At 73.9% G+C, this 10516-nt stretch carries 11 protein-coding genes; 1 reads left to right on the top strand and 10 read right to left on the bottom strand.

Annotated features, from left to right (window positions below; translation table 11 throughout):
• The 8 genes from AB0J71_RS48985 to AB0J71_RS49020 form a co-directional block, all read right to left on the bottom strand.
• A partial coding sequence (locus AB0J71_RS48985; protein WP_352330967.1) for a TetR family transcriptional regulator occupies window positions 1–448 on the bottom strand: 448 nt, incomplete at its 3' end.
• A gap of 93 nt (window positions 449–541) precedes the next feature.
• Complete coding sequence (locus AB0J71_RS48990; RefSeq protein WP_364421234.1) at window positions 542–1714, bottom strand: hypothetical protein; 1173 nt, start codon at window positions 1712–1714, stop codon at window positions 542–544.
• Window positions 1711–2220: a SigE family RNA polymerase sigma factor gene (locus tag AB0J71_RS48995; protein ID WP_364421236.1), complete on the bottom strand. Its 510-nt coding sequence runs from the start codon at window positions 2218–2220 to the stop codon at window positions 1711–1713. Before AB0J71_RS48995 ends, AB0J71_RS48990 begins: the two co-directional genes overlap by 4 nt.
• Window positions 2221–2317: 97 nt before the next feature.
• A complete protein-coding gene (locus tag AB0J71_RS49000; RefSeq protein WP_364421239.1) occupies window positions 2318–3514 on the bottom strand; it encodes a hypothetical protein in 1197 nt (398 codons plus the stop codon).
• Window positions 3511–4035, bottom strand: a complete 525-nt coding sequence (locus AB0J71_RS49005; RefSeq protein WP_352331395.1) for a sigma-70 family RNA polymerase sigma factor — start codon at window positions 4033–4035, stop codon at window positions 3511–3513. The genes AB0J71_RS49000 and AB0J71_RS49005 overlap by 4 nt, the downstream gene beginning before the upstream one ends.
• A gap of 53 nt (window positions 4036–4088) precedes the next feature.
• Window positions 4089–4919 carry a patatin-like phospholipase family protein gene (locus tag AB0J71_RS49010; protein WP_364421242.1) on the bottom strand — a complete coding sequence of 277 codons (831 nt, stop codon included), beginning with the start codon at window positions 4917–4919 and terminating at the stop codon, window positions 4089–4091.
• Between the two features lie 110 nt (window positions 4920–5029).
• On the bottom strand, window positions 5030–5416 hold the full coding sequence (locus tag AB0J71_RS49015; RefSeq protein WP_352330706.1) for a GNAT family protein: 387 nt from the start codon (window positions 5414–5416) through the stop codon (window positions 5030–5032).
• A 62-nt stretch (window positions 5417–5478) separates the two neighbouring features.
• Window positions 5479–6468, bottom strand: a complete 990-nt coding sequence (locus AB0J71_RS49020; protein ID WP_352330704.1) for a helix-turn-helix domain-containing protein — start codon at window positions 6466–6468, stop codon at window positions 5479–5481.
• 119 nt (window positions 6469–6587) lie between these two features.
• On the opposite strand from AB0J71_RS49020, the gene AB0J71_RS49025 reads away from it, so the two are divergent.
• Window positions 6588–7712 carry a hypothetical protein gene (locus AB0J71_RS49025; RefSeq protein WP_364421244.1) on the top strand — a complete coding sequence of 375 codons (1125 nt, stop codon included), beginning with the start codon at window positions 6588–6590 and terminating at the stop codon, window positions 7710–7712.
• 60 nt (window positions 7713–7772) lie between these two features.
• Here AB0J71_RS49025 and AB0J71_RS49030 read toward each other — a convergent pair whose 3' ends face one another.
• Together AB0J71_RS49030 and AB0J71_RS49035 are read right to left on the bottom strand one after the other, a co-directional pair.
• Window positions 7773–8714 carry a pyridoxal-phosphate dependent enzyme gene (locus AB0J71_RS49030; protein ID WP_364392964.1) on the bottom strand — a complete coding sequence of 314 codons (942 nt, stop codon included), beginning with the start codon at window positions 8712–8714 and terminating at the stop codon, window positions 7773–7775.
• On the bottom strand, window positions 8711–10516 hold a 1806-nt coding region (locus tag AB0J71_RS49035), incomplete at its 5' end, for an MFS transporter (RefSeq protein WP_364421247.1). The genes AB0J71_RS49035 and AB0J71_RS49030, both read right to left, overlap by 4 nt.

Below are 10516 nucleotides of genomic sequence, written 5' to 3' on the forward strand. Positions count from 1 at the left end.
TGTTGAGCACGGTCAGCACCGCCAGCGCCCGCACGTCGGAGGACGGCCGCATCGAGCCGTCGGCGATCCCGGCCCGCAGGACCTGCTCCGACTCCTCCACCAGCGTCTCGACGAACGTGGCCGCGGCGGGTGTGTCCTCCTCGATCGCGCGCAGCATGTACCGCACCTGGAGGCGGTACTCCTCCGGGTTGGACAGGTACTCGCGGAAGAGGTCCTGCATGCCGCTCGGGCGGGCGCGGCCGGCGCGCCGGACCAGGATGCCGAGCACGTGGTCGTCGCAGGCGCTCCGGAGCTTCTCCTTGCTGCCGAAGTGGTGGATGACCAGGGCGGGGCTCACCCCGGCGGTCGCGGCCACGGCGCGCAGGTTGGTCCTGGCGAAGCCGTCACGGGCGAAGTGCGCGATGGCCGCGTTGCGGATCTTGGCCTGAGCGGTCAGGTCTGAACACATGTTCAGTAGACTAAACACATGTTCAGTGGCTGGCAAGCGGCACGGGAAAGCCCCGTGCCCGAGTGGGTACGGGGCTCGGGGCCGACGACGGAGCTAGTTCCGGCGGGTGAGCACCCACTGCCAGGTCTCGTCGCCGCCGCGGTCGCGGCTGCCGGTGAGCTGGATCATCCGCTCACCGTCGGCGCTCGCCAGCGCCAGGCCGTTGTCGAACTCGTTCTTGCACGCGCCCGCGCAGCCCAGCACCACCACGTTCTCGTTGTCGGCCCAGGCCAGGTGCTGCAGCACCAGCTGCCGGCCCGGCACCGACGGCGGCAGGTCGCGGTCCAGCACCAGCCTGCCGTCGGGCGAGACCTTCGACCAGCCCGAGTAGTCGATGTACCGGTCGCCGGCCGGGCCGTCGCGGCGGGCGCCGTCGAGACCGAGCCACAACCTGTCGGGCATGGTGTCGGTGGGCTCCCAGAGCATGGACCCGTCCAGGCTCCAGCCGAGGTCCTGGCGCGCGTTCATGTTCCCGGGGTTGTCGTCGCGGTCCAGCGACGGCAGCGGGTGGTAGGCGGCCTGGCCGGTGGCCACGTCGATGACGTAGTAGCCGATCCGGGGCTGGACGAACTCCTCGACGGTGTAGGAGTTCTTGTCCATCTGCTTGCGGCTCCGCTCCGGGTACTGCGAGTACGCCGTGGCCAGCACCCTGGTGCCGTCCGGCGACCAGACCAGCGAGCCGACGTCGTGCTCCAGGTCGATCCAGGCCAGGGCCTGCCGGGTGTTCATGTCGACGATCCCCACCCGCCTGCCGATCCGCTCCCCCTGGAGCACCGCGGCGAGCTGGAGCCCCGGCGCCACGTCCAGCCAGGCCCACGGCGTCTTCTCGTAGCCGTCGGAGCGGGGGTCGTACAGGTGCCAGGTGCGCCGCACGCGCTCGCCGCCGCCGGGCGTCTTCTCCAGCCAGGTGGTGAAGTAGGCGGAGACGGCCACGTCCCCCGCCGCCACGAACTTCTTCGGCGGCGCGTTCTCGACGTCGGCACGCACGTCCGTGGACGTCACCGAGGGGCGGACGGGCACGGTGACCCCGTTCGCCGGGCGTACGGTCGTGCTCCGGCCGTGCAGCCCGACGGCCAGCACCGCCACGACGACGGCCAGCCCGGCGGCCAGTGCCACCGCCATGACCGGCGGCCGGGCATGCCGCCGTAGCGCCCGGTCGGCCAGGTCGTGCGGCAGCCGCACCTCGTCGGCCCACTCCTCCATGGTGTCGCGAAGCAGCCGGTTCATGTGGTGACCTCCAGTTCCGCAGCCAGTTCCGGGGCGATCTGCCGCAGCCGGGCGAGCGACCGGAACGTGGTGCTCCGCACCGTGCCGACCGAGCAGGACAACAGGGCGGCGATCCGGTCCTCCGGCAGGTCCTCGAAGTAGCGCAGCACCAGCACGGCGCGCTGCCTCGGGGTGAGCCGGGCCAGGGCGGCGCGCAGCACCATGCGCAGGTCGCTCTGGTGCGTGCCGTCGGCCCCCGGCCGGTCGGGCAGCTCCGCCTGGACCACCTCGCCGCGCCGCCCGATCGCGCGCCACCAGTTCACCTGCTGCCGGTACATGATCTGCCGGACGTACGCCTCGGGGGCGTCCACCTGCCGCCACCTGGCCGCCAGCTTGGCCAGCGCCGCCTGCACGAGATCCTCCGCCGCGTGCTGGTCGCCGCCGCTGAGCATGAAGCCGAGCCGCATCAGGGCAGGCGAGCGCGCAGAGACGAACTCGCGGAAGCCTTGCTCGTCCGCAGGGTCCACGACCACCTCCAAACGTGTGAATGACACCCCTGAGACGCGCGCGGGGCACTCCCGCTATGCCTGTCCGGCCGGACGATTCCCGGGCCGCCGCCCACCCTCAGCGGCCGGCCGCCTTCAGGTCGATCACCACCTGGGTGTCCTGCGCCGTCCGGAACCAGACCACGTCCTCCTGGGTGTGCAGCGTGGGCGGGGCCTTCTCGCCCCGGCGCGTCGGCACGGGGAAGAGCAGGCCGGTGCGCCCGGCGGCGACGTCGTGCAGGGCCAGGGAGCGGCCGCCGCCCGCGTCCCCCTGGTGGAGCAGGACGAAGCGGCCGGAGATGAGCGTTGTCGAGGCGTTCCCCGGCAGGTCGCGGCGGTCCGTCCCGTCGCGCCGCCAGGCCGTCGTCACATTGATGCACCACACCGGGCCGCAGTCGGTCCACGACGAGCGCTTCCTGGCCGCGACCGCGTTCCTGGACCGGCCGGTGAGCACGTTCTTCAGGTGCTCCAGCGGCCGGGCGACGGGATGGTCGACCCCCGGGTCGCGCACCGGCCATCCGGCCCACGGCCACTCGACCAGGTAGTAGCCCTTCGTCCCAGCGATCAGGGACACGTTCCCGCCCTTGAGCGGGGCCCGGTAGACGCCGCCGTCGGGGGGCGACCACACGGCCATGCCGCCCGCGACGGCCAGCTTCCTGATCCCGCTGTAGGAGTTGTCGCTGGACAGCACGGCCCTCAGCGCCGCGATCCGCTGCGGCACGCCCCCGGCGACGGGCACCGCCCAGATCTCCGACCGGTCGTCCCGGACGGCCGACCACACCAGGTAGCCGTCGCCGAAGACCAGCGGCTCGTTCGCGACCTTGACGTCCTGCAACTGCGCGACCTGGGTGAACGCGCGCTTGTCGAGGTCGTACGACCAGATGCCGTCGAGCCGGTTGCCGGTGAGCCCCCGGCCGGCCACCACCCGGTCGGCGACGAACACGTCCGGCAAGAAGACCCGGCCGCCGGGGCCCGTCACCGGGATCTCGTGCACCGCGCCCGGCCACACCTGCCGGACCGGCGGCGACAGGCGGCCGGCGGCCGCCGCCGGCGGGGCCGCGGCGGACGGCGGCGCGGAGCCGATCGTCCGGGTCCCCAGGACGGTGACGCTCACCACGGCGGCGGTCGCGGTCGCCACCGCCACCGGCGCCCACCACCAGCGGGCCGCCACCCGCCTTCGGCACGGCGACGGCGCGGCCCTCGGCAGCCCGTCGTCCTGTACGGTCTCGGCCCTGGCCGCCATCGCGTCCCTGAGCCGGTCCTCGATCGTGGTCATGCTCGGCCTCCCAGCTCGCGCTCAAGCCGCTCCAGGGCTCTGGAGGCGGTGGACCGTACCGTGCTCTGCCGCAGGCGCGTCGCCTCGGCGATGTCGGCGTCGGACAGGTCGAGGTAGTAACGCAGGACGAGAACCTCGCGCTGCCGTGCGGGCAGGCGGCTGAGCGCCGCCAGCATCTCCTGCCGCGCCTCGCCCAGGAGCGCGGTCGTCTCGGCCGAGTCCACCGGGTCCTCCCGCCGCCGCAGGAACGCCCGGGCGGCGACACTCCGCCTGCGCAGCAGCGAGCGTGCGGCGTTCAGCACGCAGACCCGCACGTACGGCAGGGTGAGGGTTGCCGGGCTCTTGCCGTGCAACCTGGAGAAGACGTCCTGGACGACGTCCTCCGCGCTCTCCCGATCGCCCACGAGCAGCAGGGCCAGGCGGACGAGGGCGAGCCGGTGCTCCCGGTACAAACCGGCCACCACCGCGTCGGCGGCGCCGGCCGGCGGCGGGGACGCGCGGGCGACGATCTCAACATTCATGCATAGGGAACGCGCGCCCGCCCCGATCCGCTGCGCGCCGGGCACGCCCCGGTTCAGGCCGGGGCGGAGCGGCCCCGCAGGTACGGCCCGACCAGGTCGGCGACCCCGGCGGACTGGCGGCGTCCCTCCAGGTAGACCCGCCCCCACCGGCTCCGGTCGCCGAGGTCCGGGCCGAACGCCTCCAGCGCCGCCCGGTCGGGCACGATCCGCACGCCCCGCTCGACCTCCGGGCCCGGGAACAGGTGCCCGAGCGGCTCGACCAGGACGATCGCGCCCGCGCCCGCGGCGAGGTGCGCGTTGGACCCGCCGCCGAGCGCACCGTCCATGTACCGGCGGGCGCCGACGGTGATCGGGACGGCGTGGCCGGGCGCGGCGCTGCTGGCGGCGACGGCGGCGTGCAGCGGGACGCCGCTGTCGCCGCCCCAGACCACCGGCTCGCCGCTGACGGCGTCCACGGCGGTGATCAGCAGCGGGCGGGCGGGCCAGGGGCCGGTGCCGACGAGCCGTCGCATGGCGGTCAGGTGGTCTTCCTCCGGCAGCGCGTCGGCCTCCAGGGCGAGCGCGCCGGCCTGGCGCAGCGCCTCCCGCGGGTCGGCGCCGGGCGCGTTGAGGATCTGCAGGACGCGGGGCATCACGGTCGGGTCCCCGGCCCGCCGGCCCGGAGGCGCGGGCGGCAGGTCGGCGAGCTCGTCCAGGTCTCGTCCGGTGGCCAGGGCGGCGGCGGTGATCGCGCCCGCCGAGGTGCCGACGAGCAGGTCGGCGTCCGCGAGCTCCACGCCCGCCGCGCGCAGGCCCGCCGCCAGACCGAGCAGCCAGGCCGTGCCCACCGGACCGCCCGGCCCCAGGACGACGGCGACGTCGGCGGCGCTCGCTGTGAAGATCATGCCCCGATGCTACAAGGCCGCGTGCGGCCCGGGTCGTGCCGATTCGTCCGGACCGGCGCGGGGGCTGCCGGACAATCGGCCGGTCACCGAGACCGGGACCCCGCCTGGCTTCACGAGGCCGGCTTCCACTCCTCGGCCAGGAGCCCGAGCAGCACCTGGTCCAGGAACTCGCCCATCACCCAGGCGGAGGAGCGCAGCACGCCCTCGCGGACGAACCCGTTGCGCCCGGCCGCGCGCAACATCGCGACGTTGTCCGCCAGCGTCTCGATCTGCAGCCGATGCAGGCCGCGCAGGACGAAGCCGTAGTGGCACAGCACCGCGACCACGTCGGTGTCGTCCACCACGAGCCGCGGGTCCTTCGTGCCGGGCGCGACCGGCCGCCACGGACGGTTCCCGGCCCGCGAGGAGTAGACCGGGTCGTCGTAGAGCTCGGCCCGCAGGATCGGGATGTCGTCCTCGTGGCGGGCCCGGAGCCCGACCTTGCTCCCCTTCAGCACCCGAGCTTCCTATCCGTCCGGACCGCGTCGGCGCAAACGATTTCGCGTCGGCGGGACGGCGGTCAGGCGTCCACGTCGCACCAGCCGCGGCGCGCCGCGAGCAGGCCGGCCTGGAAGCGGGTACGGGCGCCGAGCCGGTCCATCAGCTCGCTGACCCGGCGGTGCACCGTGCGCAGGCTCACCCCGAGCTGGCGGGCGACCGCCTCGTCCTTGAGCCCGGCCGCGAGCAGCGTGAACAGCTCGGGGTCCGGCAGGTCCGCCGGGCGGGAGCGCGCGTCGTAGAGCGGGAGCGGCAGCGCCGTCCGCCACAGGACCTCGAACAGGGTGACCAGCGCGTCGAGCAGCGACGAGGAGTGCACGATGACCGCGCTGCCGGAGTGGGCCGAGGCGTCGGCGTTCAGCGGCAGGATGGCGGTCCTGCGGTCGGCGATGGCCAGCTTCATGGGCACCTCGGGGCTCACCCTGGCCTGCTCCCCGGCCGCCGCCGACTCCTGGGCGAGACGGAGCTTGCCGGGGATCTCCAGGGCCGAGGCGTCGTAGATGCCGCGCACCACGAGGCCGTGCGCGAGGCGTTCCATCTCGGGGGCGTTCTGCTGGGAGGGGTCCTGGGCGTACGGGGGCCGGTCGAGCACCAGGAGCTCCTCGGTCGCGGTCTGCTGCAACTGGGTGAACCGCTGCACCACGGCCGCCTGCCCCTGGACGACCTCGACCAGCTCCTCGGGGGCCAGGTTCTCCGTCCGCGGCGTCTCGGCCAGCAGCGCGAGCGCGGCCAGCCTGGCCTGGGCCAGCCCCTCCTCGCGGCGGGAGATGAGGGCGGCCACCGCCACGTCGGGCCTGGTCGGCACGTACCGGACGGGGCGGCCGGCCATGCGGCTGACCAGGCCCAGCGCCTCCAGCCGGGAGCACGCCCGGCGCAGGGCCACGGTGCTGCGGCCGGTGTGCGTGGCCAGCTCGGGCAGCGTGGTGCGCGGCCGGCGCAGCAGGGTGCGGTAGATCTGCTCGTCCTCGGCGTCCACGCCGACGGCGGCGAGGGCGTTGTCATCCGCGTTCATGATCGAACAGTGTGTCAGATACCTGCCATGGCGTGAACCAGCCGCGGGCAGACCTAGCCTGAGCATCGAATTCACCGATAGGAACGAACGCGTACCAGATTCCTGTCGGGGAGGCAGTGTTGAAGAAGGCGTTCACCATCGGGCTCGCGACCGCGCTGACGGTCTTGTCCGCCGCCACGCCCGCCATGGCGAGGACCTCCAGTGAGGGTTTCGACGGCTCGGGCTGGAGCCGGCCGGTCTGCCAGACGGTCGCCGGTGACGGCTCCGTGACGTACGCGTGGAACGACGGCAAGAAGATCGCGTCCACCAGCAAGGTGCTCGGCCCGGTCGTCTACACCACCGGGCTGGTCGCGCTCGACCGGCCGAACCAGTTGCTGGCCATGTCCAACCGGCAGTTGCTGGCCTCCAAGGACGCGGGTTGCACCTGGAACGTGGCCGGCGAGGTCAAGGGCTCCTACATCGAGCTGGTCGCCGCCCGGGGCGGTCGCGCCTACGCCTGGGACCGCGACGGCAACCTGGCGCTCGCCACGCCCGAGGGCGTCACGCCGCTCAGCGGGCCGGGCGGCGACCTGATCGGGATCGGCGTGGACCGGGGCGACGGCGACCGCCTGCGGGCGTCCGACCTGCAGGGCCAGCTGCACGAGTCGCGGGACGGCGGGCGCACCTGGCAGCCCGTCGGGGTGCCGGCCTGGTCACCCAGCGACACCCGCATGTCCTACACGGCGGTGTTCGACCCGCAGGACCTGGACCACGTGGTGCTCGGCGCCTCCGACACCGGCGCTCGCGTCACCTTCGACGGCGGCCGCACCTGGACCTCGGCCGCGGGGCTGGCCGGGGACGGCGAGCGGGTCAACGTGTTCAGCGCCGCGATCTCCCCGGCCGCCGGGAACGTCGTGTGGGCGATGGGGCTCAACCTGGCGGAGCTGGACGCCGGCGTGCCGTCCGGCGGCCGGCACATCTACCGCTCGGACGACGGCGGCCGGAACTTCACCCCCGCCGTGGACCAGGACGCGGTGGTGACGATCCCCAACGGGCCGCTGCTCGCCCCGCACCCGAAGGACGCGGACGTCCTCTACTTCGACTTCGGGACCGGATGGTCGGCGATCGGCACGGACATCTACAAGTACGAGTCCCGCAAGGACCGCGTCACCGTCAACCACAACGCCTACGACCGGGTCACCTCGATCGCCTTCAACCCCGCGCACCCGAGCGTGATGTACCTGGGGGTCTCCGAAGAGGCGTAGCGGCCGTCCCGCCCTCGCGTCCCATGGGACCGCAGCCGTCATGGGACGCGAGGGCGGGTGTCACTCCGCCTGCCGGGCCGCCGGCTGGAGGGCGGGCGCCACGTTGCCGCCGGAGATGATCGCCACGACCGGCCCCTCGGGCAGAAGCGCCTGATGGGCCAGGTAGGCGGCGGTGGTCACGGCCCCGCTGGGCTCGGCCCGCTCGCCCAGCCGGTGCCACAGCAGGTCGGCGGCGGTGTCGATGTCGTCCTCGCGAACGGTCAGCATGTCGTCGACGTGCCGCCGGATGTGCTCCCAGGCCAGTTCGCCGAGGACGGGGCCGCGCAACCCGTCGGCCCGGGTGCGGTAGGTCAGCTCCACCGGCCAGGCCGTACGGCTGCCGCTGCGGAAGCTGGCCGCGCCGTCGGCGGCGAGCTCGGGCTCGACGCCGATCACGGTGATCGCGGGGTCGGCGGCCTTGGCCGCCACCGCGACGCCGGCCAGCAGGCCGCCGTTGCAGACGGGCACCAGGATCGTGCCCGCCTCCGGCAGGTCGAGCGCGATCTCCGCCCCGGCGCTGCCGTGCCCGGCGATCACGTCGAAGTCGTCGGAACGCACGACGGTCGCACCGAGATGGTCGGCCAGCGCCAGGCAGGTGATCTCGCGCAGCGCCGGCGGCACGATGACCACCTCGGCGCCGAGCCCGCGGGCGGCCTCCACCTTGAGCTCCGGCGCGGTGTCGGGCAGGACGACGGTGGCCCGCAGGCCGTGCCGGGCGGCGGCGTAGGCGATGGCCTGGGCGTGGTTGCCCGAGGACTGGGCCACGACGTGCGTGATGCCCCGCCCGGCCAGCCGGGCCACCGCGTTCGCGGCCCCGCGCACCTTGAACGAGGCGGTGGGCTGCCGGTTCTCGGGCTTGAGCCACAGGCGTTCGCCGGGCAGCCGCAGCAGCGGCGTGCGCCGGACGAACGGGGCGATGCGGGCCGCGGCGGCCCGCACGTCGGACGCGGATACCAAGGTCATCCGTTCAGCACCTTCTCCTGGATCGCGTTCAGGTCGGCGGCGGCCTCCGAGGGCGGCGCCGCGTCGGGGATGAGGTCCTCGATGTGGTGCAGCTGCCGGTGACGCAGCCCGAGCAGGCCCCAGATCACCAGCAGGACGCCGCTGGCCAGCAGCACCGCCGCGGCGCCGCCGCCGGGCCGTGATGTCAGCGGCTCGGCCCATTCGGCCAGCGGCCCGGCCGACAGGAAGCCCAGCGGCTGCATGGCCGTGGCCAGCATGACGTTCACCGCCAGCACCCGGCCCTGCAGATCCGGGCCCACCTTCGTCTGGATGACCGACAGCCAGTGCGCGTTGCCGATGCTCATGCAGGCCAGCCGGACGAACAGGCCGACCGCGACCAGCCCCACGACCGGCCACGCGCCCATCAGGACGACACCGACCCCGGAGCCGATCACGAAGGCGATCATGCCGGTCGCCCGGCGGCGGCTGCCGCCCCACACCAGGATCACGCCCGTGCCCACCGCCACGCCGAGACCTCCGGCGGCCGTCACCACGCCCAGGTCGGCCGAACTGCCGATGGACAACACGATCGGGGTGATGAGCACCCACATCAGCGCGGTGCAGAAGTTGACCACCGCGAAGAAGACCGCCATCACCAGCAGCGGCCGCCGCCGGCGGATGAAGCGCCATCCGCCGCTCAGCGCGGCCCGGAAGCTCTCCTCACGCGGGTGGAACAGCCGGTCGGGGAACCTGACGGCGAGCAGCGTGCCCACGCCGATCGCGAAGGTGGCCACGTCGATGGAGATCACGGCCGACAACCCGAACAGGCCGATCAGCGCGCCGCCCGCGAGCGGCGCGACCACGTTGCCCGCGCCGAACCCCAGGTTGGCCATGGCGTTGGCCTGCGGCAGGTACGGCTTGGGCACCAGCTGCGCGATCGCGGCCAGGTAGGCGGGCTGGTGGAACGCCGTCACCATCGAGGTGACGGCGACGACGAGACAGACGTTCCACAACTCCAGCCGGCCGGTCGCCATCAGCAGCACCAGCGCCCCCATCGCCAGTCCGGACAGGGCGTCGCAGGCGAGCATGATCCGCCGCCGGTCCACCCGGTCGGCCAGCGCGCCGCCCAGCGGGGTGAGCAGCACGGCCGGGATCTGCGCCAGCATCGTGACCAGCGCGAGGTCCAGGATCTCGCCGCTGCGCTGGTAGGCCCAGATGCCCAGCGCGAAGGCGCTGAGCGCGTTGCCCACCGCCGACGCGAACTGCCCGCCGGCGACGGTGTAGAAGGAGCGCAGGCCGGTCCGGTCCGGCGCGCGCACCGGATCCGGGAGCTCACCGCCCGACCAGCGCCGTAGCTGGTCGAACAGCAGGGCGGCCAGCGGCTCGGCCTGATGACGCAGGAAGTAGTGACCGGCCCTGGGCAGCACGGCGTGCGCCACTCTCGACGCGAAGGCCCCCCATTCGGCGTAGCGCTCCTCGTGCAGCTGGGTGGCCCGGTCCCGCTCGCCCACCAGGCACAGGATCGGCGCGGCCAGTCGCGGGCCGTCGGCGGCCAGCTCCCGGGTGAACCACTCCTGCGCCTGCGTGGAGTCGTGGCGCATGGCGCGCACCGCGGTCGCCTTGGCGGCCTCGTCCATGTCGTCGAGCAGGCCGCCCGAGGCGCGCAGCGCGTCGCGGAACAGCCGGTCGGAGACCAGACGGTCGCCGCGGAACAGCTTCCTGGCCAGGCCGGGCAGCCGTGCGGCCGGGAAGCTGGCGGCGGCGATCACGCCCAGCACGGGCACGCCGTCGGACTCCAGCTTCCGCGCGAGCGCGACGGCGGG

The sequence above is a fragment of the Nonomuraea sp. NPDC049637 genome, assembly GCF_040675235.1.
In the GTDB taxonomy this organism is placed as follows: domain Bacteria; phylum Actinomycetota; class Actinomycetes; order Streptosporangiales; family Streptosporangiaceae; genus Nonomuraea.

Bases quoted from the DNA above. Each gene is read 5' to 3' on its own strand.
- AB0J71_RS48990 (WP_364421234.1), bottom strand. From the start codon at position 1,714: ATGAACCGGCTGCTTCGCGACACCATGGAGGAGTGGGCCGACGAGGTG.
- AB0J71_RS49000 (WP_364421239.1), bottom strand. From the start codon at position 3,514: ATGACCACGATCGAGGACCGGCTCAGGGACGCGATGGCGGCCAGGGCC.
- AB0J71_RS49005 (WP_352331395.1), bottom strand. From the start codon at position 4,035: ATGAATGTTGAGATCGTCGCCCGCGCGTCCCCGCCGCCGGCCGGCGCC.
- AB0J71_RS49010 (WP_364421242.1), bottom strand. From the start codon at position 4,919: ATGATCTTCACAGCGAGCGCCGCCGACGTCGCCGTCGTCCTGGGGCCG.
- AB0J71_RS49020 (WP_352330704.1), bottom strand. From the start codon at position 6,468: ATGAACGCGGATGACAACGCCCTCGCCGCCGTCGGCGTGGACGCCGAG.
- AB0J71_RS49030 (WP_364392964.1), bottom strand. From the start codon at position 8,714: ATGACCTTGGTATCCGCGTCCGACGTGCGGGCCGCCGCGGCCCGCATC.